Here is a 26,787-nt window from a genome sequence, read left to right as displayed (position 1 = left end):
GTTCTGGAAAGAGATGATCGCAAACCTAATAAAGATCGTATGGTCGCCATGATGCCAGATCGTTCGGGAAATGCAACGAAATTGCAGGAACATCTCGCGGCGGAGCCGTTACAGGACACGCGTCATGCGGCCTGTCTGTTTGAAGGCGTGCAGGGCTTCGTCGATTTGTGCAATCGAATGTTCTGAAGTGACAGTCACTCTGATTCTGCTTGTGGATTCCGGGACGGTCGGCGGGCGAATAGCAGGCGCGAATACCCCGAAGTCCAACAACTTGGCGGAAAAGGCGAGAGCCGTCTCCGCATTTCCGATGAGAATGGGAATGATCGGACTCATACTGGACGTCAGACGAAAGCCAAGCCCGCGAAGTCCGTCGTGCAGATGCGCGCGATTCTGCCAGAGTCTGGCGCGCCGCTCCGGCTCACGCATGATTACGGCCAGAGCGGCAGTGACCGCTGCTGCGGACCCTGGCGTCGGCGCGGTCGTAAATGCAAAAGAGCGGCTCGCATTCAGGAAATATTGAATGGAAGAATCCTGCCCGGCCACATAGCCACCGCTGCTTCCAAGCGCTTTGCTCAAAGTGCCCATGTGGAAGGGAAGAGCCGATTCGAGCCCGAAATGTTCCACCGTGCCTCGTCCGTGAGTTCCCATGACACCCGTACCATGCGCGTCGTCGATGTACAGTTCGGCACCGTATGTCATGGCCAACGACATCAGTTCCGGAAGCGGCGCGAGATCACCGTCCATGCTGAAGACGCCGTCGGTCACGATCAGTGTGTTCCGTTGCGACGTGTTCCGTGAAAGAAGCATGGTCAGATGTTCGATATCGCCGTGTCGGTAAATCCGGAAATCTGCTCCGCTGAGACGGCATCCATCGATCAAACTGGCGTGGCAAAGCCGGTCGGCCAAAATCAGGCCTCCACGGCCGATAAGTGCGGGGATGATTCCAACATTGGCCAGATAACCCGAACTAAAGCTCAGGGCGGCCGCCGTGCCTTTGAAGCGTGCAAGCGCTTGTTCCATTTCCATGTGCGGAGGAAGCGATCCTGTCACAAGGCGAGACGCTCCTGCGCCTGCTCCAAAGCGCTGCGTGGCATCCACCGCCGCGGCGATCGTCTCCGGGTGACGCATGAGACCGAGATAATCGTTTGAGGCCATCGAGATAACGGGCTTCCCCGAGATCTCGACCGTCGGCCCGGCGCCAGGAGACAGAACCGAGATCCGCCGCCTGCGGAATTGCTCTTCGACTTTCGTTAAATACTCCTCAACCTTGCCCATACAGTTCTCGCTATGAAAGGCGCTCGCGTTCAGCTGGCGCCGTCTCATTGACAAAATCGTTGGGACATTAGTATAAGGCGCGATGGTATAAAGAGGAATGGGCCGAGGTTCAAAGGCCTAATCGTTCCATGTCGTATCGCATTAAGGTTCCTACAAAAACGCTTCAAGTCGATGAGGCGCATCTGATCAGTGGGTTGGAGCATGCGCTGTTCCGCCTGCAGGAGTACCGTAAACCACTGTTAGTGGCAATGGTGGTCTTCGTCCTCGCCGCGGGTATCGTCGGCGGGATATTCTGGTCTGATCACGAAGCTGCCAAAAAGGCGGAGGGTCTTGAGCGCGAGGCCACTCGATTGTTCATGAACCGATCGGTGAGTGACGCTCAAAAAGCGGACAGCGCGCTCAAACAGGCTATTGAGCAGTATCGTCAAATCGTGACACAGTATCCGAGAACCCCTGCTGCTCCTCTCGCACAGTTTCATCTGGCAAATGCTTTAGTGCAGGCCAATGACTTAGCAGGTGGAATCGAAGCATATCAGCGCTTCCTACTTCTGTACGGATCCCATCCCTCTCTGGTTGGCCTGATCCAGCAGCGGTTGGCCTATGCGTACCTCCTCAAGGGCGACCGCGATCAGGCGGTGAAATCACTCACAGGCATTATCGAGACACCGGGTGCGCTCAACAAAGACCAGGCATTGTTCGAACTGGCCAGATTGGAAGAGTCTCAGTCCAGACCGGAGGGAGCGCTGGCTCATTATCAGGAATTGATCAAATCGTACCCGAATTCTCCCTATACCAGCGAAGCGACGTTCCGGACCAAAATTCTGGATACGAAAAAAGCTCCCGAGCCACCCGCTCCGGCGACTGTTCCTCCGGCTTCGTCTACCGCGCCTTCCTCGAAGAAAAAAACCCGACCGGCGTCTGAATCCGGCACCAAAAAACCCTGAACGCTGCCTGCGGAACTGAATCGTGAGTGCACGACTGCGTGGTCGGTGCATGCGGATGTGCTGAATGCCGATCGCCTCGGAAGCCAGCAAATGGCGGCAGAGAAGACCCGATCTACCGACTGATGACGAGCAGTTCTCCGGGACGGATGACATTTCCCGTCAGACTGTTCTTGGACATGAGGGTTTTGAGCGGGATACGGAAACGTTTCGACAACTTTTCGAGAGTATCTCCAACCCGCACCTTGTACCAACGGGAAGTCGCTGCCACGGGGGCGGATGGTTTTGATGCTATAGCCGGAAATTTATGGCTGGGAATGCGCGCAAGGAGTTGCTCGACCCGCGCTTTCGTACCCACCGGAACCTTGAGATGGTATGACTCGCCACCAGGAGGAGTTGCGTCCCGCCTGAGTTCAGGATTCAACAACCGAAGGACATCAAACCGGATTCCCGTTGCATTGGCGATGGCATGGAAATGCATGGGCCGATTGACGACCACTTCATCGAACTCGTGTATCTCGGTCGGTTCCTGGGGGAATCCATATCTGTCGGGATTTTTGGCAATAATGGTGGCGGCCATGAAGCGGGGAACGTATTCCTTGGTCTCTCTCCGGATTAAGCGGGTTTTGGAAATGTCGGTAAAGCTTTCAGCTTGGGCTTTATGGAGAGCGCGCATGACTTTACCCTCGCCCGCATTATAGGCGGCCATTGCCAGCGGCCAGGTGCCGAACATGTCATAGAGGTCTCTCAGGTATCGGGCGGCGGCAATCGTCGATTTAATGGGATCGCGCCGCTCATCTACGTAGGAATCCACACGGAGACCGTAGACCTTGGCAGTGCCTTTCATGAATTGCCAAGGGCCGGTCGCTTTGGCCCGCGAGTATGCGTATGGGTTGAAGCCGCTCTCCACCAAAGACAGATAGACCAAGTCGCTGGGCAAATGAAATTCCGCAAAGATCGTATCGACTAAAGGCCGATATCGGCTCAGACGTACGAGCCATTGCTCGAACCGGTTCCGGATCGATGTATTGAAGTACCGCATATGAGATTGAACGGAAGAATCCATGACGATCGGAACGTTATATTCCGGAATCTCAGCATCTTGGCTAGCCTCTTTCCACACGAGCCCGACTTCGGCCGGTGGATCCAAGGTATCGGAGAATCGAGCGGTGGAAGGGCTTCGCGTTGGATTGTTGTGCAGGAGATCTTCCACATGCGGAACGATAGTGTTCTCTGATGCGACAGACGGTTCATCGCTCGCGGCCTCGGCTTCAACGGGTTCCAGATTGGCGTCCGGTTCATCCGCCGGATCTGCATTTTGGTCTTCCGTTCCCGGAACAGATGACAGCGCCTCTCGTCCCGCTCCGACGCTGGGCTCAGCCTCACCGAACGCAGGGGGTGCGTCGATACCAAACGCGAGCCATGCGCAAAATACGAAACCGAATGAGCGAAACACGATGGATGGAATGGTCTGGGCAGTCGTGCGGATCATGGTATGAAGGTTAGACTATCGATGAAGACCTTCCTTGTCAAGAATTTGCGGCAGGTTTATGGGCGTGCTGCTTGATTGGCCAAGCGTACGAAAGGAGCTGCATCCGACCAAGACGCAGAAAATTTATGAAGGAAACAATTTCTCAAGTGCGAGAAATTACAAGGAACTATGGGCGCATCGCCTTGACACTGTTCTGAGGGCAATGCTATCGTCCGTCCTTTCAACCGGCCCCGTTCGATGCATCCATGCGGAGGAGGAATCGTCAATGATCAAGCGGTATTTGTTGGCTCCTGGTCCGACGCCTGTCCCGCCGGAAGTGCTGCTGGCCATGGCACGCCCGATGATCCATCATCGCGCACCGGAGTTCGATAAGCTCTTTGCGGAAGTCAGAGACGGGCTCAAATGGTTGTTCCAAACGCAAAGCGATGTTCTGATGCTGGCATCCTCAGGAACAGGCGGGATGGAAGGTGCCGTTTCCAACTTCCTGTCTCCGGGCGATAAGGCATTGACCGTCAACGGGGGCAAATTCGGAGAACGCTGGGGGAAATTGTGTAAGGCATTCGGCGCTCAGGTTACCGAACTGAAAGTCGAATGGGGGCGGGCAGTCGACCCGCAGGCAGTCTCCGACGCGCTCAAGAAAGATCCGGCCATTAAGGCGGTCTACGTTCAGGCAAGCGAAACCTCTACCGGCGTTGCCCATGATGTGCAGGCGCTCGCAAAGATCGTGAAGGCCCATGGTGAAACCATTCTGGTTGTAGATGCCATTACGGCGCTCGGAGTCTTCGATATCAAGACCGATGAATGGGGAATCGATGTCGTCGTTACAGGATCTCAGAAGGCTCTGATGCTGCCGCCTGGGCTCGCATTTGTCAGTGTCAGCGAGAAGGCTTGGCAGTTGGCGGACAAGGCCAAGAACACCTCGTTTTATTTCAACTTCAAGAGAGAACGGGACAATCAACAGAAGAACCAGACGGCCTATACCCCCGCTGTCTCGCTCATCATCGGTTTGCAGGAAGTGTTAAAGATGTTGAAGGCTGAGGGGTTGAGCGCGGTCTTCAACCGGCAGGCCAATCTGGCCAAGGCGATGAGAGAGGGTATGCAGGCTGCCGGATTGGCACTCTTCCCCAAGGAGTCGCCTAGTGACGCGCTGACAGCCATCTCCGCTCCGGAAGGTGTCGATGGGCAGGCGATTTACAAGAATCTGCGCACGCAGTACGGCATCACCGCAGCGGGTGGGCAGGATCATCTCAAGGGCAAGATCTTCCGGCTCTCACATATGGGATACATGGACCGGTTTGATGTGATTGTGGCTATGGCGGCGACCGAGATGGTCATTAAAGGTCTCGGGCATCCCATTAAACTCGGCAGCGGCGTTGCCAAGGCCCAAGAAATCCTCATGGCGAAATAGGTGGGTCTATGAAAATCCTTGTCAGCGACAGTCTCTCCAAGCAAGGCGTCGAGCATCTGGAACGGGCGGGCTTCACGGTCATCGTGAAGTCCAAGATGCCTAAGGATGAATTGTTCAGGGAGATTAAGGATGCCGACGGGTTGATCGTGCGTTCCGGGACGAAGGTCACCGAAGAACTCATTGCCGCCGCACCCAAGCTAAAAGTGGTTGGACGCGCTGGGTCGGGACTGGACAATGTCGATACACCGGCCGCTACACGCCGGGGGATTGTGGTGATGAACACCCCTGGCGGCAATACGGTGACAACCGCCGAACATACGATGTCCATGATCTGCGCCATGAGTCGTCGTATTCCCCAAGCCACCGCCTCCGTGAGAGCCGGAAAATGGGAAAAAGACAAGTTTATGGGCGTCGAGCTCTACAACAAAGTGCTCGGCATCGTCGGGGTGGGTCAGATCGGTAGTCATCTGACGAAGTTGGCCCAGGGGATCGGGATGAAGGTGATTGCCTATGATCCGTATCTCGCGACGGATCGGGCTGAAAAAATGGGAGTCGAAATGACGGAGTTGGCCGAATTGTTTCGCCGGGCCGACATCATTTCGGTTCACACGCCATTGACCCCGGAGACGAAGGGCATCATCAATGCGAAAACCATCGCGTCGATGAAATCAGGGGTGATGATCGTCAACTGTGCCCGTGGGGGAATTATTCATGAAGGGGACTTGTTTGAAGCATTGAAAACCAAACATGTCGGAGCGGCGGCATTCGATGTCTTTGAAGAAGAACCCGTCAAAGCCGACAATCCATTGTTGACGCTCGACAATTTTATTTGCACCCCTCACATCGGCGCGCAGACCACCGAAGCGCAGGAAAATGTCGCTGTGGGCATTGCCGAGCAGATCGTCGATTATTTTACGAAAGGGATCGCCCGTGGGGCCGTGAATATTCCGTCCGTGCCCCCTGAGTTGCTGCCACGACTTCAGCCGTATCTTTCCCTGGCCGAACAACTCGGAAAGCTGCAGGCTCAACTATGCGAAGGCGGCATCGAACACCTGACGGTCGAATACAGCGGAGAGGTGGCAGCGTTGTCAGTCTCTCCTTTGACCATTGCCGTACTCAAGGGACTCCTGACACCCATCATGGAAGCGCCTGTCAATTATGTGAATGCTCCAATCGTCGCCAAAGAACGTGGAATCGAGGTCAAAGAGGTGCGAAGCTCCGATGCCGGCGATTTCATGAGCCTGATCCGGGTACGGGTCGATGCCGGGAAACAGTCGCATCAAGTGGCTGGGACCCTCTACCATAAGAAAGATCCGCGTGTCGTTGAAATCGACCGCTTCAAGGTGGAAGTCGTCCCTGAAGGCCATATGCTGTTCATTCACAATATCGATCGTCCGGGCGTCATCGGCATGGTCGGAAAAGTTCTGGGCGACAACAACATCAACATTGTTCGGATGCAATGCGCACTGGAAAAGCGAGGAGGAAACGCGCTCTTGATCATCGGATCGGATCAATCGTTTCCGAGCGCCGTTCTCAACGCCATCACGTCGAGCAAGGACATTCTCTCTGTAAAAGTCGCAGCCTTATCCTGATTCAATCGTCCTCCAGTCGTCGGTTGTCTATGGTGCCTGCTCCTTCGAAGTCCGGCCCCTTGTCGGGGCACTCTGCCTCATTTCGTGAGCGATCCCTTGTTCCCGTCGGAGTCGCCACGATCCTTCCCCATGCGGCGCAACAGGTGCGTCGCTTAGAAACACGGTTGATCGACCAGATCGCGCGATGGGGATACGATGAGATCATTCTTCCGACATTTGAATATCTCGATGTCTTGGCTCCGGGTTTAGAGGCCGAACTCCTGGAGACCTGCTACCAGTTCGTTGACCGCACCACAGGTAGAACGCTGCTCTTGCGGCCGGATGCTACGGCGCAGGTCGCTCGAACGATGGCGATGGGGTTGACGGGGACGACTCTCCCGCAGCGGCTCTCTTACCGTACCTCCGTCTTTCGCTATGAACCGGAACATGCCGGCAGAGGAAGAGAAATTTTTCAGATCGGGGCGGAGCTGGTTGGAATTTCGGATGTCGCCGGCGATCACGAAGTGATCAGTCTTTTGATTGAATGTCTCAAGACCATTGGTCTTTCCGACTTTACGATCTCCCTGGGACATGTCGGTTTTCTCAAGCGGCTGCTCATGAAATCAGGACTGTCGCTGCGCGGTCAAAAGGCGGCGGAGCAGGCTGCGGCAAGAAAGGACCTTCCTCGTTTGGAGGAAATTCTTGCCGGCGAACGGATTGGCCGGTCAGTTGCGAGGGCGATTCGAGAAGCGCCGGAACTCACCGGACTCAAAGAGGTCCTTCAACGGGGCAGAGTGCTGTCCGGCGGCGATCGGGAATTACTGCTCTCGTTGGATCGTCTGGCTGAAGTCCATGAATCGTTGTGCGCGGTTGGTCATCGCGAGTTCTTGCTCCTGGACCTCGGCGAATTTCGCGGGTTCGACTACTACGATGGGATTGTCTTCGACATTTTCACCGCAGGCATTGGAGCCGAATTAGGCGGCGGAGGCCGTTACGATCATCTCATTGGTCGCTTCGGCAGGCCGCTGCCGTCCACCGGCTTCGCGCTGGATGTCGATAGACTCTTTCGGGCATTGAAATTTCCTTTGGAAGCGGAGGAATGTGCTCGCGTCGAGTACTTGGTGGCAGGGCCGTCCCAGTTCTCAGGCCGCATCCATGACATCGCGGATCGGTTGCGGAATCATCAGCATCGGGTGGTCGTGCACATGATTTCAGGGAACCGGCGCACATTCATTGAACAAGCCCGTTCGGCGGGATTGACCCAGCGTGCGGGAACTGTAGTCGTGACAGGAGTTCCGGGGGTGGATCAGGATAGTGTTGTGACCCTGCACCTATCGCCGGTCCGCTCTTCCACGCGACGGAGGTCGACACACTCGCCTGATGTGAAGAGGATGGCATTGACGGAGCTGATAAAGGCAGCCGCAGATCGATCGTCCCATTTTCGACGGAACGGGTCATGAAGTCGATGCCGAACGTCGATTTGTCCCAGCCGAAACTGCCGCCACAAAATCTGGAAGCCGAGCAATCGGTATTGGGCGCCGTCTTGCTCGATAATCAGGCCATGGCCAAGGCCATGGAGTTGATTTCCGAGGAAAACTTTTACCGCACGGCGCACAAGAAAATTTATCATGCTATGGTCGAGCTGTCGGAATCCGGGGAGGTGATCGATCAGATCACGTTGACCGAGCGGCTCAAATCACTGGGAGAATTGGAAGTGGTCGGCGGGGCGGCGTATTTGGCCGAACTTGTCCAGATCGTTCCGAGCTCCGCCAATATCCGCTATCACAGCAAGATCGTACGGGATAAAGCACTGCTCCGCGAATTGATCCACACCTCGACGGAGGTTCTCACGCGCGGCTATGAGGGAACGGCTCCGATCGATGAGCTGTTGGACTATGCCGAGCGTTCCGTCTTCAGCATCGCGCAGGGAAAGCTCGATCGATCCTTCAGCCCGATCAATCACATCATCAAGGAAAGTCTCGATCTGGTTGACAAGCTTTCAAAGCGGAAGGAGCACGTCACCGGTGTGCCGACTGGATTCTACGATCTCGATGACATTACGGCCGGGCTGCAACCCTCCGATCTCGTGGTCATTGCCGGTCGCCCAAGCATGGGCAAAACCAGCCTCGTATTAGGCATGGCCGCTCACGCCGCCCTGCATGCGGGCACGTCCGTCGGTATCTTCAGCCTGGAAATGTCGAAACCTCAGATTGTGCTCCGCATGCTGAGTTCAGAGGCGCGCGTAGACTCGCACGCACTTCGAACCGGGAAGTTGCAAAAAGAGGACTGGTGGCGTCTGGCTGAAGCGGCCGGCCGGCTGGAGCAGGCTCCTATTTATATAGATGATACAGGCGGGATTACGGTCCAGCAGATGCGGGGAAAAGCGCGTCGGCTGAAAGCCGAGCGAGGGTTGGATCTGTTGATCGTCGATTATCTCCAATTGATGCAGGGGCGCAGCGATGCTGAATCACGCCAGCAAGAAATTTCCGATATTTCGCGTTCACTCAAGGCGCTGGCGAAGGAACTGAATGTCCCGGTCGTGGCGCTCTCACAGTTAAGTAGAGCCGTCGAAGCGCGGAAGCCGCCTATTCCAATGCTGGCGGATCTCCGAGAAAGCGGAGCCATCGAGCAAGACGCTGACGTCGTGATGTTTATCTATCGAGAGGAGGTATACGATCAAAATTCAGAACGCAAAGGCATTGCCGATATTCTCGTCAGCAAACATCGTAACGGTCCGATTGGAAAGAAAGAGCTATTTTTCCATGACCGATTTGCGAAATTTGAGAGCCTGGCCGATCGCGAAGTCGTTTGACCCTGCCCGTATCGCCCCGTATAATCTCTGAGTGTCACCGTACCGCCTTCCTTATACTTCGTCCTGTTCGATTCTCCCGGACACGCAGGCGCATCGTCCGCGGCGATACAGGCCTGCCCCCTTTGCCGTCATCCCTTTCCTGGTCCCAATGCTACTCGGTGCCTGCGGCACGTCACCCAAACCCTCGACTCCGGCCGCTGTGGCACCTGCTCAGAAAGCGTCGCCGGCACAGCGCCCGCTCGATGCGGCGGCTGCCTATCATTTCATGATGGGATATCAGGCTGAGTTGGCTCAGGATACGGACCGAGCCTTGAAAGAATATCAGGCGGCGCTGAAAACCGATCCCACGTCTCAATCGGTCAAGGCTCGACTCGCCGGACTCTATTTTTCGTTGGGGGACATGTCGAACGCGCTGCGCTTTGCTGAAGAAGCCTCTGAGGGGATGGGGCAGGATACGACTTCTCTCATCCAAATGGCCGGAATCTTCTCTGGGGCCGGACAGGGGGATCGAGCCATCGCTCTGCTGAACAAAGCGATTGAACAGGATCCGGCGACGGCAGATGCGTACTTTGCGAAAGGACTCCTCCTCCTGAATCTCAAACGCATTCCCGAAGCGGAAGACGCGATGCGAGCAGGTCTTGAAAGAGCTCCGGATTCGGCCATCGGACACTATCACTTTGGGCGAGTTTTGCTCGAGGCATCGAAGCAGGAAGAGGCCATGGCAAGCTTCGAGCGATCCATTGTCGTGAATCCATCATTTGAACCAGGATATCTGGCCCTCGTTTCAGTCTACGAATCCAGACAGGAACGCGACCGGGCCATCACGGTGTTAAAGAAGTATCTGCAGACCATCAATCCGCAGAACCGAGATATCAGGCACCATCTCATCCGTCTCTATGTCGAAAGCAAGGACTATAACGGAGCAATGACCGAGCTGGATGCCATATTGGCCGATGATCCATCCGATCTCGATGCGCAGCTTCGGGTGGCGTTGATTTATGGCGAGCAGAAGGAGTATCCCAAAGCCATTGACCGGCTCCAGCAAATCCTGAAGGTTCGCCCGGCAGAACTTAAGATTCGAGACTATCTCGGTTACCTGTATGAGGAGTCAAAAGATACAAAGAAGGCCATTGAAACGTATACATTCAACGTGCAACTCGAACCGACTTTTGTGGATGGCCATATTCATCTTGGAGTGCTGTATTACCGGCTCAAGCAGTTTCCAGAGGCCATCGAGCATCTGAATCGTGCGATTGCCTTGAATCCAAAACAGCCGGAGTCGCATATAGTCTTGGGATTGACCTATCTGCAAAAGGAACAGTACGAAAAATCAGCCGAGGCATTTGAAGAGGGCATAAAAAATAATCCCAAGAGCGCCGATTTACATTTCAATTTGGGGACAGCGTACGACAAGCTGAATCGGTTTGACGATGTCGTTCGTTCGATGGAAGCGGCGATCAAGCTCGACCCTCACCATGCTGATGCGCTGAATTACCTTGGATATAGCTATGCGGAGCGCGGTGTGAAAATTGACCAGGCGATTTCGCTGACCAAGCAGGCGGTTGCCCTGAAGCCTGAAAATGGCTATTACGTGGATAGCCTCGGGTGGGCTTTTTTCAAATCCGGTTTGCTCAGTGAAGCATTAACGGAGATCAAGCGGGCTGTTGCGCTTGTCGGTGATGATCCAGTCATCTATGAACATCTCGGCGATATATATGCCAAGCAACAGAAGTTCCATGATGCCCGTGAGGCATGGTTGCATGCGCTTGAGCTCGATCCAGCCAATACTAAACTGATGGATCGCTTTCGCGAACAAGGGATGAGTGATCCAGTGAGTGAAGACCGTATCCAACAAGCTAAGCGTCGCGTATCGGGCCAGATACAACATCAGTCTCAGTAGGTTCTCTTCCTCCACTCCATTCATAGCAGGCCGCTTCCAAATAGTTTGAAATTCCGCCCACGCCCTCTGCACCTCGTCATCCCCGTGCAAGCCGTCCTAATCATTACCGTAGACCTTCAATTCCACTGATTGCCCCGCGCCGTTGACATCAGCGGGAACCGCCGAGTTGCTGAGACAAATATTGGCAAGTCTTGGCGAAAGTTGGAATCGATTAGAAGAGTAAGACTAACCGGCCTGCATCCATTCGACTTCATAAGTGATTGTAATAGGAGACTTTATGATATTCGTGATCCGTTCACTGATCCAGGCATCGAACCTGCTATTACCTCGCCTGGCAAGACGAAATCGGCACCCGTGAAAGCGCTGTGTGCACGAAAACAATGTGTCAGTCAGTGAACCATCAACAAGGAGGAGCAGCAATGTGTAAGCAGTTGAAAGGTCAAAAGGGTTTTACCCTGATCGAGTTGATGATCGTCGTGGCGATCATCGGCATCTTGGCGGCGATCGCCATCCCGAACTTTATTGCCTACCAGGCGAAATCGAAGCAGGCAGAGGCAAAGGTCGCGCTCGGGGCGATTTTTACTTCAGCCGTGGCTTATCAGGCTGAAACGGCTCCGCAAACCTATGCCCCTCCTGCCATCGGGATGATCGGGTACACACCATCAGGGAATCCTCGTTACTCTTTCTGGTATGCAGTTGACCTAACTACTGGTGGCCCTGGTCCTGGAACCCCAACGCCATTCCCTGGAGCGCCTGCTGTAGTGGCTGGTTCGTGTAACACAGGTAGTGCTCCAGCTACGGGTGCGACTGTTGCGGCAAGCCCAACTGGGTTTACGGCCGGAGCGATCGGGAACGTCGATGGTGACGTGGCCTGTGACGAGTGGCACATGAACGACCAGAGGGCGTTGACCAACGACAAGAACGACGTCTCAGCAACGACCTAAATACGATGGGCTAAGGCGGTGAACAGCACCGCTGTAGTGAGAGGGAGGGAATCTAAAAAGATTCGCCTCCCTCTTGCCGTTTCTGCAGTGGACGAACGGAATGCCTTGAGGATACAGGGCAACTTTTACGGTACTTCTTGGCCTCCAGACTTATTTAATTAACAATCGAGCTGTCTCAACACGCTCTAGTCACACCGAATTGGTTTGAACCGGAATATCGATGATCCAGCACTCGGAAAGACCTGATGCTGTCAAGATTGACATGACAGCGACACCTTCGCGTTTTTTGTCACATGCTGGTGCAGTCACGACTTTGAAGCGGTATCTGCTGTCCTGGGATGCCTCAGGAGTGCTTCTTGGAGGCCTCATTGTCTTCTCGCCATTGATCGATGGCGGGACGACGCATGCGCCGAATTGTGTGATGCGAATGGTCCTATTCGGAAGCCTGCTTATTTGGCTCTTTCGTCAAATCAAAACGGGAACTGTCGGTCTGCGGCGTCACAGGCTCTATGTGTTCAGCGCCCTATATTTTCTATGGGCTGCTCTTTCCCTGTGGTGGGCTCCTTATAAGAACGCCGGAACACAGGGACTTCTCACCCTGCTGATGTACATGGTGCTCCTGGGAGCAGTCCTCGAGGGGGTTCAGGATATTCGCCAAGCTCAGTTTCTCATCATGCTGTTGATGGCTATGGGTCTCTGGGAAGGTGTTTTGGGCTTGGCGCAATATATGTGGTTGGATGAAGTGAGAGCCAAGGGAACATTCTTCAATCCGAACTTCTTTGCGAGCTATGAAGTCGCCATCTTTGCATGGGCGCTCGTTCAAGTATTATTTCGCCCTGCCGACGAAATGCATTGGTGGAAACGCGTTTTGCTTTGGTCCGTCGTCGTGGTTACGTGCGGTGCGTTCATGGCGGCTCAATCGCGCGGGGTCCTCGCGGCATTTATCGCCGTCGCTGTCTATATTGGATTCGCCAGGTTCGGAAGAGTCAGTCTGGTTCCGTTGGCCGTACTTCTTCTCGGGCTAGTCCTATTTCCAAATCCTCTCAAGGAAAGATTCATCTCGGCGGCAAGCTCTGACCCGTATGCCTATAGCCGGGTGGACATCTGGAAAAGTTCAATCGAGCGTCTGATTGATCAGCCGTTCGGATATGGCTTAGGGATGTTCAAATATACGTCGTTTCAATATCGGTTCCCGATAGAACAAAACATTGTATGGTACGAAAAGAGAGCTGAGTCCGCCCACAATGAATACCTTCAGATCGGAGTTGAACTGGGGATCATTGGTCTCGGCCTATTTCTGGTAGGGCTCTGGTCCTGGTGGCAAGCCGTTCGACGTAACATTCGGGATTGTTTGACTGCAAATGAGCGGGCGCTTTTCCTCGGAGCATCTGGGTCGGTTATAGCCATTCTTGTGCATGGTCTTGTGGATTCCGTGTTTCACGAGCCTGCGCTGGTTGTCATCCTTGTGGTCTGCGGAGGAATCGCACTCCTCCCATGCATGAGGAAGAATGAAGAGTTGGAGTCGCGCTGGCAGATCACCCTCGTGCCTAACCGCCTGCATGTTGCCGGACTGACCGTGTGTGCAGTCGTCTTGGCTATTCTAGTATTCCAGCCGGTGACAGGATTCTATTTACATGGCAAAGGAGAGCAGGTTGCTGCCTCGGGAAACGACGAGGATGCGTTGAAATGGTTTGAGCGTGCCTCACTCATCGATCCCGGGACGACGGCCTATCACGACGCCATTGCCCGCACGTCAACGCAGTTGTTTCGTCAATCGAACGACCCTCAGTGGCTACTCAAGGCAATGGATGAGGAAATTGTGGCAAGCGCCCTCAATCCTCTAGACGGACGGTTCCCCTATCGACTAGGCACCATATATATGCTGCTCGCGGCCCAGAGGACTTACGAACAGCATCGGGTAGCCTTGCGGAGGCAAGCGGAAGAGAGTTTCGAACAGGCAGCACTGGCAGATCCATTTTCACCCTTCAATTGCCTGGAGCTTGGACGAATCCGTGTTGCGCAAGGAAGGATTCAGGAAGGCAGACAATGGCTTGAAAAGGGCATCATGATGGAACCTAATTTCCTGCCCGCGAGAGTGCTGTTGACCGAGCTCTCTCTGGAATCCGGAGACCAACAAGACGCGAGATTACACTACGAAAGAATTCTCTCGATTAAACGGCAGTACGAAAAGCGGACCCTGAGTGCTCTTGAGCGGCAGTACCTCGACGTCGACCTCTATCCTTTGGGAAGAGCCATCACATTAGGTGTTCACCCATGATGGTCGCGAACCGTCAATGGCGGCTTTGGGTAGTGGGAGCGCTGCTGCTCATCCTTCTTTGGCCTGCGGAATTGTTCCTGCAGGATCGGAACCGTGCCGTGCCGAAACTCAGCACCATGATGTATCTGCCGAGCGGAGAATATCTCCGGACGGCATCCTTGGGCTACAGAGAGGTCCTGGCAGATCTCCTCTGGCTGCAAACGATTCAGGTAATGGGAGAGCGGAAGCTGTCAGACGAACAAGGACAGTGGTTATACCGTGCCTTCGATATCATCACGACGATCGATCCGACATTCGTGCGAGTGTATGAAACCGGCGCGCATGCGCTCTGTTCCCTCGTGCTCATGCCCGAGGAAAGCAACCGACTATTGGAAAAGGGCATGCGACACAATCCTCAGGAGTGGAGGCTCCCTTTCATTCTCGGAATCAATTATTACTTCGAAATAGGAGATGACAAGCGAGCCGCTGATGCTATGGCTCTCGCCTCGCGTCTTCCAGGGGCTCCGGATTATACCGCCAGGCTCGCGGCGAAGTTGTACGTCAATGCCAAAACCCCTGAAATGGGAATCGAGCTGTTGCAGGAAGCATATGAAAGTGCCACAGATGACAACGTGCGCAAGGCTCTCGAGATCCGGCTGAAAGAAACCATAGTCGAGCGGGATATCGCTACCATCCAAGAGGCAATCGGCAGGTATCGGTCCCGCTATCAACACGGGCCGGCGAATCTGAATGACCTGGTTGGGGTCGGACTGTTGACGGCTATTCCGACCGATCCGTTCGGAGGACGCTACAGTTTTGATGGTTTGACTGGAAAAGTGAAGAGCAGCGCAGTCAAGGAGCGTATGCGGATCACAACTCGACGGCGAGGACAGTTCACGCCGAACTGATTGGTCGTGCGCAACCATAGCCTAGGCCCCTGCGATGAAATCCAGAAAACTTGAAGCCATCGATGAAATTGTTATGATCGCAGAAAGTCTCTATCCGCATGCATTTCATAGACGTGGTCTCATTGGCAGTCATTCGAAACCGCGTTGAGCGCTCATCATGGACGCGATCGTCGTACAACAGTTGACCAAGACCTACCAGCCGACATGGCCGTGGCAGAGACCGATCACGGTCCTCTCGGATGTCTCGTTTTCCGTGCGGCAAGGGGAGATCTTCGGTTTCCTCGGCCACAATGGGGCAGGCAAGACGACCACGATGAAAGTCTTGCTCGGGTTGCTCAAAGCAACAGGAGGTCGAGTCGAGCTGCTGGGTGGCCCGGTCAGTGACGTCGATGTCCATACCCGGCTTGGTTATCTTCCTGAGTCGCCGTACTTCTACGAGTATCTGACCGCAGAGGAATTTCTATGCTTTTATGGCAGGCTCGCCAGATTACCTCGGGCAGAGGCCTTGAAACGTATTCCAGAATTGTTGAAACGCGTCGATTTGTTCGAATCTCGACATAAGCCGTTGCGGAAGTTCTCCAAGGGCATGCTGCAACGCATCGGACTCGCTCAGGCACTGATTCACGACCCTGAATTGGTGATTCTGGACGAGCCAATGTCGGGGCTCGACCCAATTGGCCGTAAAGAAGTACGTGATCTGATTTTGAGCCTGCGCGATCAAGGGAAGACGGTATTCTTCAGCTCTCACATCGTCTCGGACGTGGAGATGATCTGCGACAGGGTAGGCATTCTCGTCAACGGCCGAATGAAGGCCTCGGGTCGCATTCACGATTTGGTCAACGGCCACGTGGGGGGCTCGGTCGAAGTGATATGCGACGGAGTAGTGGGTGACAGCGAACCAGTCATCAAGAAGGCTGCGGTTCGAATTCTTCAGAGAGGCAATCGGTGCATGCTCATGCTAAACCAGCAGGATCGTTTGGACGATGTGCTGTCTGCAGTGCGTCAGGCAGGCGGGAAATTGATCTCCGTAGTGCCTCACAAAAGCTCCCTCGAGGACATCTTTCTCGAACAGACGAATTGCAGGGTGTGACATGCACGAGTTAATGGTGGTCGCTGAAAATACGTTCAAAGAGACAGTGCGAGACAAGATCCTCTATAACCTCGTCGTCTTTGCCTTCTTGCTGATCGGGATATCAGTGTTGCTCGGGACACTCACGATTGGCGAGCAGGCTCGAATCGTCAATGACTTCGGGTTGGCGGCCATCAACCTGGTGGCGATCATCATTGCCATCTTTATCGGTACCGGCCTGGTAACCAGAGAAATCGATCGAAGAACCATCTATACGATTTTGGCGAGGCCGATCACTCGCGTGCAATTCATCATTGGCAAATATGCTGGTCTGGGGCTGATCGTCAGTACCAACATAGCCATGATGTTTGCGATGTTCATCGCCACGGTGTGGCTCAGTGGGCACAGAGTTCATGGAGCTTTGTTTCAGGCGGTCGAACTCATTGTGGTCGAGTCATTGCTTGTTATGGCTATTGCGCTTTTCTTCTCTACATTCAGTTCGACCGTGCTGAGCGCCACCATGACTCTTGGTCTTTATCTTGTGGGTCACTTGACCAGCGATTTGAAGGAAATTGCCGGCAAGAGCGAGAATCAAGCGACAGAGATCATCATGAACGCGCTGTATTACGTGTGTCCAAATTTGCAAATTATGAACATCAAGGGGCAGGCGGCCAGCGGCATAGTGGTCGACTTTGGATTTCAAGCCGTCGCGACAGCGTACGGTCTTCTCTATGCCGGCATCCTACTCACGGGTGCCTGCGTGATCTTCCAGCGACGCGATTTCTAGACCACGTTTCACCTACTGGATCATTGCCGATGAAGGCTCTCGCCGTACTGCCTCCAGATCGCTGGATGGAGATCAATCTATTGGATACCCTCCGCCGACATTACTGTGAAGAGTTGCATGTCTTCACGTATCCCGGAGGTATGGGAGAACTCGGCTCAAAACGTTGGAGACAGCAACGCGACGAACTCAACCTCAGCTTGATTCAATACGCGAAAGAGTTAAAGACGCTGGGAAAGCTCGATTTGATGTTTTTTATCGTGTACGACGATTTTCTCTTGCTCGATACGGCTAGACAACTTCGGGACTTGAACGTTCCGATGGTCAATTACCATGTAGACATGGCTTTTCAATGGTATCGCGTGATCAAGACGGCGGGATTTTTCGATGTGGTTGCCGTGGCGCAGTTAACCAACTCGGAACACCTTCGGCCGTACAATCCGAATATTGAATGGCTGCCGATGGCGGCCAATCCCCAGTTTTACTTCCGCCAACCTCACGGCAATGGACAAGGACAATGCAATGTGTCCTTCATTGGCAGTTTCAACCCCTTCCGGCGAGCGTTGCTGGCCGAATGTGTGAAGCGAGGTATAAGGCCCGTTGTGTTCGGGAATGGATGGAAATCCGTAAACCCCAGCCCATACCGGTTTTCATGGGATGCGCACAAGATCCTGCATGACCTCCGGTTCTATGCGCTCGCGCGTTGGAAGGCCGAAGGCTGTGAGAGTCTCTTGGGGCCGCTTCGGAGAAAGTACGCAAGACGAGTATCGTTTCAAGAGCTTGAAGGGGCAGACTTGCGCGGCCCGTGCGACGAAGCGTCGCTGCCATCAATTCTGAACCAAAGTCATGTAAATCTGGGTTTTTCCGACACTGGATGGCATAGTGGCAAGAGTGTGTGCCACTCCCACAATCTACAATGCCGGCTTCGGGATTTCGAGGTGCCCATGGCAGGCGGATTGTATCTTGTCCAGGAAGCTCCCGATCATAAGGAGTATTTCCGCCTCGGTGAAGAAATTGTTACGTGGTCGGATCCCGATGAATTTATCGAGAAGCTTCAATTCTATTCACGCAACGAGCAGGCTGCTTACAAAGTCCGGGTGGCAGGTCAAAAGCGTGTCTTGAAGGACCATACGTGGCAGCAGCGCTTCGACCAGCTGTTTGCGCGGCTCCGAACTGAAGGTGTGATGGCGTGACATCACCATTTTCTCACGACCAAACGGTTCGGATCCAATCTGTGCAGGGGTGGGCGCCGTTGCGGCTTGAGGACTTATGGGCCTATCGCGAGCTCCTTTTCTTCTTGATCTGGCGAGATCTCAAGGTTGCCTATGCCCGTACGACGCTGGGAGTCGGATGGGCGGTGCTGAAACCGGTGTTGTCCATGGTTGTATTCACCGGCATCTTCGGCTGGTTGACGCAATTGCCTTCAGAGGGAGTTCCTTATCCCATCTTCGTCTTCGCGGGACTGTTACCCTGGCAGCTGCTGGCTCGCGTCGTCTCAGGCGCAGGTTCGAGCCTGGTGGCGAATGAGAGTCTGGTGACGAAAGTGTACTTTCCTCGCCTCCTTGCACCGCTGGCGGCAACGGTGACGGCTGCATTGGATTTCGCGATTGGGTGCATCGTCCTGTTTGGCATGATGTGGCATTACCACATCATGCCGACCGCCGTGTGGTTTTTGCCGTGCCTGCTAGCCGTCACACTTGCAACGGGATTGGGAGTGGGTTTGTGGATCGCCGCTCTCAATGCCTTTTGCAAGGATATCGGGCATGTCCATCCGTTTTTCATTCAGATGTGGATGTTTGCCACGCCGATTGTCTACCCCATCACTCTCGTTCCCGAAGAATGGAGACTGGTGTTTGCCCTCAACCCCATGATGGGCGTCGTCGAGGGTTTCCGAGGAGTGTTATTCAAAGGAGGGGCCTTCTCTCACGAATTCGTCGCGCTTGGCGTACTGACAGCCTGGGTCTCGTTGGTATCCGGACTCTATGTGTTCAAGTACGCCGAACAAACGGTGGCAGATAGGGTTTGATGTCATGGGGAACGTGGCCATACGGGCGGATAATCTCTGCAAGCGGTACCGAATTGACGAGCGAATGGGCCGAGGAAATCTTCGTCAGGTCTTTGCTGACGTTTTACGGTCGGCCTTTCGACAGGTTCGTCACGATGTCCATCCTGCGCAAGAAGCAGAGAATTCAATTTGGGCGTTGAAGAACGTATCTTTCGAGGTGCCGAAAGGAGAAGTGCTAGGTGTTGTCGGACGTAATGGGGCAGGGAAGAGCACATTGCTGAAAGTGTTATCTCGCATTACCAGGCCGACCGCTGGGGTTGCCAGCATATCTGGTCGAGTGGGCTCGTTGCTGGAGGTTGGAACGGGATTTCATGGTGACCTCACCGGTCGTGAAAACATCTATTTAAACGGCGCATTTCTTGGCATGAGAAAGAGCGAGATCGACCGAAAGTTTGACGAGATCGTGGACTTTGCAGAGACTGAGCGCTTCCTTGACACGCCGGTGAAGCGCTACTCGAGCGGCATGTACATGAGGCTGGCATTTGCCGTCGCCGCTCATCTCGAGACGGACATTCTATTCGTTGACGAAGTGCTGGCTGTTGGCGACTCTGCATTTCAGAAGAAATGCTTGGGCCGGATGGGACAAGTCGCGCAAAACGGTCGGACGGTCATATTCGTGAGCCACAATATGGCTGCGGTCGAGCGACTCTGTACGAGAGGACTCTATCTCGATCGGGGAGTGAGTATCACGACCAACAGCGTACGCGATGCGATCAGTCTGTACTTGGGCAATAGCGGCAGCGAGGTGTCCTTCAGCAACGAGCTGTTGACCAAGGCGAGTGTCAGACAAAAAGGTGAAGCCATCGAAATCGAGGCCGAATATCAGTGCCCGACCAATTTGGAGATGCCCTGTCTGGGATTTGTCATCAGTGACTATCTCGGCAACCCCATATGTGGAACCAATCCGATCATCGAGGGCATCGCCCCTCCGCAATTGCCTTCTGCCGGTAACGGGAGAATCCGCATCTCCATGGACACGCCCAAATTGCTGAACGGTACCTATCGCCTTTCACTCTGGTTTGGAAATGGAAAGGAGGATTTCTTCCACCGGCACGATTGCCTGGTCTTCGATGTTGTCAACATGGCGGGACTCAAACAACTACCACCTTCGTCTGTGGGGCCCGTGGCCCCGAAGTGTAGCTGGCAGTTTTCCTGAACGAAGAAGGACGCGATGGCATACAGATCCATGGTCCAGGCCGTCATCGCGATCCCCATCGTGCTGAAACTATGGAGGGCATTGGCGAACAAAGGGTCCGCGATTGGCGACTGCCTACACGCGTTGGCCGGACTGGAACCGTCTGGAGTGGAGTCCCCGGAGAAACGCCTGGTCGCACGCGAATGGACGAATACGATGCCGCTCGTTCTCCAACTGTGTGACAAGCTGCCGAATCATACCGGCGCTATCTGTGACTACATCAAGACGTTGCCGATGTTGATGCAGATTACTCGGAATTTGCCGGATGTCTCTTCATCTTTCGTTCAGCAGTTTCAACAGGTATCGTGCCACTCCGTTATTCGAGAGGAGTATTTGGAATCTATCTCGAGAGGGAAGCGGGTCCTTCACTTCGGATTTCTCGATTCTCCGTTTTCAGAGGAACGCCTGCAATCCGGCGAATTGCTACATCTGAAACTGAAGAACGCCGCAACCTGGCTCTATGGCATCGACAACGATCAACCGGCTCTCGATCGCTACCGCCACCTGACCGGAGACCGGGACAACGCGGCTGCGGATGTTCAGACGGAACTCCCGCACGGAATGGCGGAGCGGGCCTTTGATCTCATTCTTTTCCCCGAGATACTCGAACATTTGGGCAATCCAGCTCGAGCGTTGGGCAATCTGCGGCGGCTCTGTCGCAACGATGGTGCGACAAAGCTGTGCGTGACGGTGCCCAATGCCTACTACACGGGGGCACTGCTCAGGGCCCTGAGGGGCGAAGAGATCGTACATCCCGAACACTATTACTATTTTTCGCCAGCGACACTACGGCGATTGCTTTCCGATGCCGGGTTCACCGTCACTGAACTTGCGCTGTATTCGAGCCGGGATTCGTCCAATCTACCAGGCATCACCAAGAACGGCGTGATTGCCCTGTGTCAGGCGGCATAAGAGCGGACCCGATAAGACATGCATCCTGTCATTAGCATCATACTGCCGGTCTATAACGGAGCGAAGTACTTATGTGAAAGCGTGAAGAGTCTGCTGGCGCAGACACATAAGCATTTTGAACTGATCGTCATCGACGACGGGTCTGCCGACGCGTCTGCCTGCATCATGGAACAGATACGGGACCCGCGGATACGATTCTACAAACAGGAGAATCGGGGCCTTGCCGCGACGCTGAATCGGGGTATCGAGTTGGCCAGGGGAGAATATCTGGCTCGGCAGGACCAAGACGACGTGTCATTACCGAATCGACTGGAACGGCAGTTGAGTTACATGGTTGCCCACCCTCAGTGCGGTCTGGTGGGGACATGGGCCGATATTGTCACGGGGACCGAACGAACCGAAAGGCGACACGCCCACCCGTCTGAAAACAGTCTTCTTCAGTTCGAACTGATGTTCGACAATCCTTTCGTCCACAGCTCCGTCATGATTCGAAGGCGCGCGGTTGAAGACGTCGGCATGTATTCGATCGATCGCGGCCGGCAACCGCCGGAAGACTATGAACTGTGGTCACGCATTTCAAGAAAATGGCAAGTTGCCAATATTCCGGAGGTTCTCCACGTCTACCGTGAGATTCCGACCAGTATGTCACGTGGCGGTGTGCATCCGTTTCGCAATCGGGTGATTGATCTCAGCATTGAAAACATTCGGTGGTTGCTGAAGGAGGAGGACAAGCAATCGGCAATCACCGACTTGGCATCTCTCAATCACGCGGAGTATTCGAGGGTCAATACACATGTCAGATGGAGCGCAATCTCACGTGTGATGGCTGACATGGTGAACGCACTCTCGGTCTCGTATCACGGGTATTCGCCATTGGTTCAAGAAAGAGCGGACTCCCGGCTCGAGGAGATCAAGCCGCACTATCGACGGTTTATACGCGGAAGGCGGTTGGATCGCTCGATTGGTCGCATCACGTCTGTTCTCGATCGTTTGGGAGCCGGATGGCAATGAACGTTGCTGGAGTCGACTGACATGCAGCATACGTGTCTCATCGGAGGAGGAGGTTTCATTGGCGTGTATGTGGCCGATGCGCTGCTGTCTCAGGGGAGACAGGTGACGGTCCTAGATCCCCGACCTGCGCCGCGGCATTTATCGAAAGATGTTCGCTACGTGGTTGGAGATTACAGCCGTAAGGAGACATTGCGAAAGGTCCTCATCGGCATGGATGCCGTGGTGAACCTGTCGTATGCGAGTGTTCCCAGCACCAGCATCGATGATCCCATTAGAGACATACTTGGAAACCTACCGGCCGCAGTCAGCCTGTTTGAGGTGGCCAGCAACTATGCCATTCAAAAACTCGTCGTGATCTCTTCCGGTGGAACCGTGTACGGTCCGGCACGTCAGCTTCCGCTCGCAGAGGATCACTCCACCGATCCCATTTCGCCGTATGGTGTGACCAAGTTGGCGATTGAGAAGTATGCGGGGATGTTCCACCGCCTCAAGGGCCTTCCCGTCGTCAGCGTTCGCCCGGCGAATGCCTACGGTGAGCATCAACAGCCGTTTCTCGGACAGGGATTCATTGCCGCCGCCATTGCCTCCATCCTCAGCCGAGATGTCATCACGCTGTATGGAACACACGGAACGATCCGCGACTACATTCATGTGGAGGATGTTGCGTGCGGCATTGTCGCCGCATTGGAAACGGGCACCCCAGGGGAAACCTACAATATCGGGAGCGGTGTAGGCCGAAACAACAGGGATATTCTCGACGCGCTGGAGCCATATGCACGTTCGCTAGGTATTCCATTCCATGTCAACACGTTGCCTTCGCGGAAATTCGATGTGGAGGCCAATGTGTTGGACAGTGCCAAGCTGCGTTCGGCGACAGGATGGACGCTCCGTGTACCTTTTGATGTAGGGATCCGTCGTACCTGGCAGTGGTTTGTCGAAAACAAGCACCAGTGGATGGAAAAGAAAACAGGGACGAGATGAAGATTCTCTTTTGTTGCGAGTTTTACGCGCCCAGCGTCGGTGGTGTTCAGGAAGTGATACGACAGCTTGCTGAGCGCTTAGCGGCACGCGGTCACGAGGTAACCGTGGCGACGACGGCGCTCCCTGCCCGTCAATTCACAGAACTCCGCGGCGTACGGATCGAGGAATTCACCGTGTCAGGCAACCTCGTCAAAGGGATGCAAGGCGAATTGAACGAATATCGGCAGTTCGTCACGACCGGTTCCTTTGACATTGTGGTGATCAAAGCCGCTCAGCAATGGACTTTCGACGCCTTGTGGCCCGTGCTGCAGGATGTCCGCGGCAAGAAAGCATTCATCCCCTGCGGATTCTCCTGTTTGTATGAACCCGACTACGCCAAGTATTTCGAAGATTTGCCTCGAGTGCTTCGGCAATTCGATCATCTTATTTTCTATGCCTCCGACTATCGCGACATCGCGTTTGCCAAGCAGCATGGATGTTCGAAGTGGTCCATCATCCCGAACGGCGCCAGTGAGACGGAGTTCAATGTCCTGCCAGATCGATCGTTTCGTCGACGCCATGGCATCGACGAACACAGCTTGCTGTTTCTGACGGTCGGCAGCCCCGCCTCCATGAAAGGGCATTATGAAATAGCCGAGGCGTTCTTGGAGGCAGAATTCTCCGGTCGCCCCGCCACGCTCGTTCTGAATGCCGGCTCGAGTATCGGCCATGTGAGAAGTGTTTCCGGCGCGCCTGTTGTTCAACTCAAGGTCTATGAATATGTCCGCGCGTTAGGCGAAGTCTATGAACGCGATGGTCTGTGGGCAGCCGTGACCCATATGTGTCATGGCCTTCTCAACAAGGCGGGGATTCGTGCCGGTCGATATGCCGTGTTGGATAAAAGCCAACCCCCGGCCTTTCAGGACGTTCTCACTGATCTCATCCGAAGAATTCATAAGCAGCATGCGGGAAAGCGGGTTGTATTGACCGATCTTCCGCGCCCGGATCTGATCCAGGCATACATAGAGGCGGACCTGTTTCTCTTTGCTTCACGGGTGGAGTATTCGCCGCTTGTGCTGTTTGAGTCCGCCGCCGCCGGTACGCCGTTTTTGTCTGTGCCAGTGGGAAACTCCCCCGAGATTGCCGAATGGACGGGGGCAGGGGTCATCTGCCCGGCGTCTCGTGACGAACGGGGATATACCATTGTGGATGCCAAAGTATTCGGAGCGCAGTGGTCTAGCTTGGTCTCCAATATGTCCCATCTCAAACACCTGGGCAAAGCAGGCCGGCGCAATTGGGCTGCCCGCTTTACCTGGAATGCAATCACCGATCAGTATGAGAGCCTTTTCAAGAAGGTGGCGCTCCATGCATAGCCTGTCGAAGCTGTTTTTCAAATCGGATGTCCACAGGGAATGTCCCAAAGATCCCTCCGTGAATCCTCAGTGCATCGAGTTCGAGGTGGACAATTGGGGGATATCACAATTCATCGTCGACACTCTGGTTCCCGCAGTCGGAGTGCATCCATTCCCACTCAACGAATTGATGCTGATGGTGGCGAGCGTCTGTCGCTTCAAGCCGGGGCACATTATTGAGTGGGGAACACATCTGGGGAAATCCGCGCGGGTATTCTATGAAACGGCGAATCATTTTGGGTTGGATGTCGCAATTCATTCAATCGATCTGCCGGACGATATTGCCCATCAGGAGCATCCCGGATTCCAGCGGGGAATGCTGGTCAAAGAGTTAACCGGAGTGCGTCTGTATCAGGGCGACGGTCTGAACATGTGCAGGGAGATCGCTGGATGGATTGCTCCCACGGAGCGAGCATTGGTTTTCATCGACGGAGATCATCACTACGAATCAGTCCTGCGTGAATTGACTGGGGTGATGGCCTGTCTGCCTCAGGCGAACGTGCTTCTTCATGACACATTCTTCCAATCTGCGGACTCCGGATACAATGTCGGTCCCTATCAGGCCATCGTGAGTGCATTGAGCTCCGCCCCAAGGATATATCGAACCATCGCATCTCATACAGGGCTGCCCGGCATGACCCTGTTGTATCAATCGGTCTAGTACAGCCGTTGCCGCGCGACGATATGCGTATTCTCTACGCCGCAATGAAATACGACTATGGCCGCCCGGAGCAGGGCTTCGGCTTCGAGCATTACAACTTTTATGACTCTCTCACTCACATGGGTCACGACGTAGTGTATTTCGACTATATGACCGTGTTGCAGAAGCAAGGGCGCGACTCGATGAACCGCCGATTGCTCGACATGGTTCGGTCGGAACGGCCGGATCTCATGATGACCGTTCTTTTTAAAGAGGAGTTTGATCCCGCTGTGCTGCGAGAAGCCGGCAAGCACACTGCAACGTTCAACTGGTTCTGTGATGATCATTGGCGGTTTGACACATTTTCTCGCCATTGGGCGCCTCATTTTACGTGGATCGTCACGACTGCGGCCGGCGCCGTGCCAAAATATGCCGCGCTGGGCATGCATCACGTCATCAAGAGTCAATGGGGATGCAATCACTTTCTGTATCGAAGGTCGGACTTGCCGCTCAAATATGACGTAACGTTCGTTGGACAACCGCATGGCAACCGCCCGCGCATCATTGAGGCTCTGCGCAAGGCAGGAATCAATGTTCAGGTCTGGGGAAATGGTTGGGAATCCGGCCGTGTGGATCAGGAAATCATGATCAACATATTCAATCAGAGCCGGATCAATCTCAATTTGGCCAATGCTTCGGTTTCAGGGGACGGCACAACTGTGTCAGCACCCGCGCTGCCCAAGGCCTCATTCCGTCATCAGGTATCACGTGCGCTGGACGCGCTTCCGTTCGGCCGATCCGTAAAGTCATTGACAAAGCCCTGGCGCAATGACGTGCGGATTGCAGCCACTGCTCGGGCACATGCGGAGATACAATCCTCGGCCACCGAGACCTATTCCGAGCAGATCAAGGGACGTAATTTCGAGGTTCCCGGCTGCGGCGGTTTTCTATTGACGGGGAAGGCCGACAATCTTGACCAATACTACGTCGATGGGAAGGAGATCGTGACCTTCCTCCATATCGACGACCTGATTGCCAAGGTCAAATACTTTCTCAAACATGAGGAAGAACGGAGCGCCATTGCTCACGCCGGATACCTTCGGACGCTTCGCGATCACACATACGCCAATCGATTTTCAGATATTTTCCGTCAGATGGGGATGCCCAACCACTTGTGCAGCGCCGGCCGCTTGGAGAGCGGTTCCGGCTCGACGCAAGAGGTCGCCTAACC

General features: G+C 54.4%; 22 protein-coding genes. 20 read left to right on the top strand and 2 right to left on the bottom strand.

Annotated elements, in window-relative coordinates:
* Positions 1 to 108: 108 nt before the first annotated feature.
* Positions 109 to 1,275: an 8-amino-7-oxononanoate synthase gene (bioF, locus tag W02_RS07935; RefSeq protein ID WP_173046493.1), complete on the bottom strand. Its 1,167-nt coding sequence runs from the start codon at positions 1,273 to 1,275 to the stop codon at positions 109 to 111.
* A 128-nt stretch (positions 1,276 to 1,403) separates the two neighbouring features.
* Here bioF and W02_RS07930 point away from each other — a divergent pair, with 128 nt between their 5' ends.
* Complete coding sequence (locus W02_RS07930) at positions 1,404 to 2,219, top strand: tetratricopeptide repeat protein (protein WP_173046491.1); 816 nt, start codon at positions 1,404 to 1,406, stop codon at positions 2,217 to 2,219.
* Between the two features lie 112 nt (positions 2,220 to 2,331).
* On the opposite strand, the gene W02_RS07925 is transcribed toward W02_RS07930, so the two are convergent.
* The gene (locus tag W02_RS07925) at positions 2,332 to 3,708 is read right to left on the bottom strand and encodes a lytic transglycosylase domain-containing protein (RefSeq protein ID WP_173046489.1); all 1,377 of its coding nucleotides are present in this window, start codon (positions 3,706 to 3,708) and stop codon (positions 2,332 to 2,334) included.
* 265 nt (positions 3,709 to 3,973) lie between these two features.
* On the opposite strand from W02_RS07925, the gene W02_RS07920 reads away from it, so the two are divergent.
* The 19 genes from W02_RS07920 (at position 3,974) to W02_RS07830 (ending at position 26,785) form a co-directional block, all read left to right on the top strand.
* A complete protein-coding gene (locus tag W02_RS07920) occupies positions 3,974 to 5,116 on the top strand; it encodes an alanine--glyoxylate aminotransferase family protein (RefSeq protein ID WP_173046487.1) in 1,143 nt (380 codons plus the stop codon).
* 8 nt (positions 5,117 to 5,124) lie between these two features.
* A complete protein-coding gene (serA, locus tag W02_RS07915; protein ID WP_173046485.1) occupies positions 5,125 to 6,708 on the top strand; it encodes a phosphoglycerate dehydrogenase in 1,584 nt (527 codons plus the stop codon).
* Between the two features lie 29 nt (positions 6,709 to 6,737).
* Complete coding sequence (gene hisZ / locus W02_RS07910) at positions 6,738 to 8,147, top strand: ATP phosphoribosyltransferase regulatory subunit (protein ID WP_173046483.1); 1,410 nt, start codon at positions 6,738 to 6,740, stop codon at positions 8,145 to 8,147.
* On the top strand, positions 8,144 to 9,499 hold the full coding sequence (gene dnaB, locus W02_RS07905) for a replicative DNA helicase (protein ID WP_173046481.1): 1,356 nt from the start codon (positions 8,144 to 8,146) through the stop codon (positions 9,497 to 9,499). Before hisZ ends, dnaB begins: the two co-directional genes overlap by 4 nt.
* Before the next feature lie 148 nt (positions 9,500 to 9,647).
* Entirely contained in the window at positions 9,648 to 11,399 is a 1,752-nt protein-coding gene (locus tag W02_RS07900) for a tetratricopeptide repeat protein (RefSeq protein WP_173046479.1), read from the top strand.
* A gap of 419 nt (positions 11,400 to 11,818) precedes the next feature.
* Complete coding sequence (locus tag W02_RS22065; RefSeq protein ID WP_370467967.1) at positions 11,819 to 12,343, top strand: type IV pilin protein; 525 nt, start codon at positions 11,819 to 11,821, stop codon at positions 12,341 to 12,343.
* A gap of 262 nt (positions 12,344 to 12,605) precedes the next feature.
* Positions 12,606 to 14,621 (top strand): O-antigen ligase family protein, encoded by a 2,016-nt coding sequence (locus W02_RS07890; protein ID WP_173046477.1) that lies wholly within the window; start codon positions 12,606 to 12,608, stop codon positions 14,619 to 14,621.
* Complete coding sequence (locus tag W02_RS07885; RefSeq protein WP_173046475.1) at positions 14,618 to 15,508, top strand: M48 family metallopeptidase; 891 nt, start codon at positions 14,618 to 14,620, stop codon at positions 15,506 to 15,508. Before W02_RS07890 ends, W02_RS07885 begins: the two co-directional genes overlap by 4 nt.
* A gap of 157 nt (positions 15,509 to 15,665) precedes the next feature.
* Positions 15,666 to 16,598, top strand: coding sequence for an ABC transporter ATP-binding protein (locus tag W02_RS07880; protein WP_173046473.1), 933 nt, complete (start codon positions 15,666 to 15,668; stop codon positions 16,596 to 16,598).
* A 1-nt stretch (position 16,599) separates the two neighbouring features.
* Positions 16,600 to 17,364, top strand: coding sequence for an ABC transporter permease (locus tag W02_RS07875; RefSeq protein WP_173046471.1), 765 nt, complete (start codon positions 16,600 to 16,602; stop codon positions 17,362 to 17,364).
* Between the two features lie 29 nt (positions 17,365 to 17,393).
* A complete protein-coding gene (locus tag W02_RS07870) occupies positions 17,394 to 18,554 on the top strand; it encodes a glycosyltransferase (protein WP_173046469.1) in 1,161 nt (386 codons plus the stop codon).
* On the top strand, positions 18,551 to 19,387 hold the full coding sequence (locus W02_RS07865; RefSeq protein WP_173046467.1) for an ABC transporter permease: 837 nt from the start codon (positions 18,551 to 18,553) through the stop codon (positions 19,385 to 19,387). Before W02_RS07870 ends, W02_RS07865 begins: the two co-directional genes overlap by 4 nt.
* The gene (locus W02_RS07860) at positions 19,344 to 20,582 is read left to right on the top strand and encodes an ABC transporter ATP-binding protein (RefSeq protein WP_197742176.1); all 1,239 of its coding nucleotides are present in this window, start codon (positions 19,344 to 19,346) and stop codon (positions 20,580 to 20,582) included. Before W02_RS07865 ends, W02_RS07860 begins: the two co-directional genes overlap by 44 nt.
* Before the next feature lie 15 nt (positions 20,583 to 20,597).
* Positions 20,598 to 21,533, top strand: coding sequence for a methyltransferase domain-containing protein (locus tag W02_RS07855; RefSeq protein ID WP_173046465.1), 936 nt, complete (start codon positions 20,598 to 20,600; stop codon positions 21,531 to 21,533).
* A gap of 18 nt (positions 21,534 to 21,551) precedes the next feature.
* Positions 21,552 to 22,544 carry a glycosyltransferase gene (locus W02_RS07850; protein ID WP_173046463.1) on the top strand — a complete coding sequence of 331 codons (993 nt, stop codon included), beginning with the start codon at positions 21,552 to 21,554 and terminating at the stop codon, positions 22,542 to 22,544.
* 21 nt (positions 22,545 to 22,565) lie between these two features.
* On the top strand, positions 22,566 to 23,525 hold the full coding sequence (locus tag W02_RS07845) for an NAD-dependent epimerase/dehydratase family protein (RefSeq protein WP_173046461.1): 960 nt from the start codon (positions 22,566 to 22,568) through the stop codon (positions 23,523 to 23,525).
* A complete protein-coding gene (locus W02_RS07840) occupies positions 23,522 to 24,877 on the top strand; it encodes a glycosyltransferase family 4 protein (protein ID WP_173046459.1) in 1,356 nt (451 codons plus the stop codon). Before W02_RS07845 ends, W02_RS07840 begins: the two co-directional genes overlap by 4 nt.
* Positions 24,870 to 25,577 (top strand): CmcI family methyltransferase, encoded by a 708-nt coding sequence (locus W02_RS07835; RefSeq protein ID WP_173046457.1) that lies wholly within the window; start codon positions 24,870 to 24,872, stop codon positions 25,575 to 25,577. The genes W02_RS07840 and W02_RS07835 overlap by 8 nt, the downstream gene beginning before the upstream one ends.
* Before the next feature lie 23 nt (positions 25,578 to 25,600).
* Positions 25,601 to 26,785, top strand: coding sequence for a glycosyltransferase (locus W02_RS07830; RefSeq protein ID WP_173046455.1), 1,185 nt, complete (start codon positions 25,601 to 25,603; stop codon positions 26,783 to 26,785).
* Positions 26,786 to 26,787: the final 2 nt, after the last annotated feature.

This window comes from Nitrospira sp. KM1 (genome assembly GCF_011405515.1).
GTDB lineage: Bacteria > Nitrospirota > Nitrospiria > Nitrospirales > Nitrospiraceae > Nitrospira_C.
This window is presented reverse-complemented; position numbering and strand designations above follow the sequence as displayed.

Bases quoted from the DNA above. Each gene is read 5' to 3' on its own strand.
- bioF (WP_173046493.1), bottom strand. From the start codon at position 1,275: ATGGGCAAGGTTGAGGAGTATTTAACGAAAGTCGAAGAGCAATTCCGC.
- W02_RS07925 (WP_173046489.1), bottom strand. From the start codon at position 3,708: ATGATCCGCACGACTGCCCAGACCATTCCATCCATCGTGTTTCGCTCA.
- W02_RS07890 (WP_173046477.1), top strand. From the start codon at position 12,606: ATGACAGCGACACCTTCGCGTTTTTTGTCACATGCTGGTGCAGTCACG.
- serA (WP_173046485.1), top strand. From the start codon at position 5,125: ATGAAAATCCTTGTCAGCGACAGTCTCTCCAAGCAAGGCGTCGAGCAT.
- dnaB (WP_173046481.1), top strand. From the start codon at position 8,144: ATGAAGTCGATGCCGAACGTCGATTTGTCCCAGCCGAAACTGCCGCCA.
- W02_RS07850 (WP_173046463.1), top strand. From the start codon at position 21,552: ATGCATCCTGTCATTAGCATCATACTGCCGGTCTATAACGGAGCGAAG.
- W02_RS07840 (WP_173046459.1), top strand. From the start codon at position 23,522: ATGAAGATTCTCTTTTGTTGCGAGTTTTACGCGCCCAGCGTCGGTGGT.
- W02_RS07835 (WP_173046457.1), top strand. From the start codon at position 24,870: ATGCATAGCCTGTCGAAGCTGTTTTTCAAATCGGATGTCCACAGGGAA.
- W02_RS07870 (WP_173046469.1), top strand. From the start codon at position 17,394: ATGAAGGCTCTCGCCGTACTGCCTCCAGATCGCTGGATGGAGATCAAT.
- W02_RS07845 (WP_173046461.1), top strand. From the start codon at position 22,566: ATGCAGCATACGTGTCTCATCGGAGGAGGAGGTTTCATTGGCGTGTAT.
- W02_RS07860 (WP_197742176.1), top strand. From the start codon at position 19,344: ATGTGTTCAAGTACGCCGAACAAACGGTGGCAGATAGGGTTTGATGTC.
- hisZ (WP_173046483.1), top strand. From the start codon at position 6,738: ATGGTGCCTGCTCCTTCGAAGTCCGGCCCCTTGTCGGGGCACTCTGCC.
- W02_RS07900 (WP_173046479.1), top strand. From the start codon at position 9,648: ATGCTACTCGGTGCCTGCGGCACGTCACCCAAACCCTCGACTCCGGCC.
- W02_RS07885 (WP_173046475.1), top strand. From the start codon at position 14,618: ATGATGGTCGCGAACCGTCAATGGCGGCTTTGGGTAGTGGGAGCGCTG.
- W02_RS07855 (WP_173046465.1), top strand. From the start codon at position 20,598: ATGGCATACAGATCCATGGTCCAGGCCGTCATCGCGATCCCCATCGTG.
- W02_RS22065 (WP_370467967.1), top strand. From the start codon at position 11,819: ATGTGTAAGCAGTTGAAAGGTCAAAAGGGTTTTACCCTGATCGAGTTG.
- W02_RS07930 (WP_173046491.1), top strand. From the start codon at position 1,404: ATGTCGTATCGCATTAAGGTTCCTACAAAAACGCTTCAAGTCGATGAG.
- W02_RS07880 (WP_173046473.1), top strand. From the start codon at position 15,666: ATGGACGCGATCGTCGTACAACAGTTGACCAAGACCTACCAGCCGACA.
- W02_RS07920 (WP_173046487.1), top strand. From the start codon at position 3,974: ATGATCAAGCGGTATTTGTTGGCTCCTGGTCCGACGCCTGTCCCGCCG.
- W02_RS07875 (WP_173046471.1), top strand. From the start codon at position 16,600: ATGCACGAGTTAATGGTGGTCGCTGAAAATACGTTCAAAGAGACAGTG.
- W02_RS07830 (WP_173046455.1), top strand. From the start codon at position 25,601: ATGCGTATTCTCTACGCCGCAATGAAATACGACTATGGCCGCCCGGAG.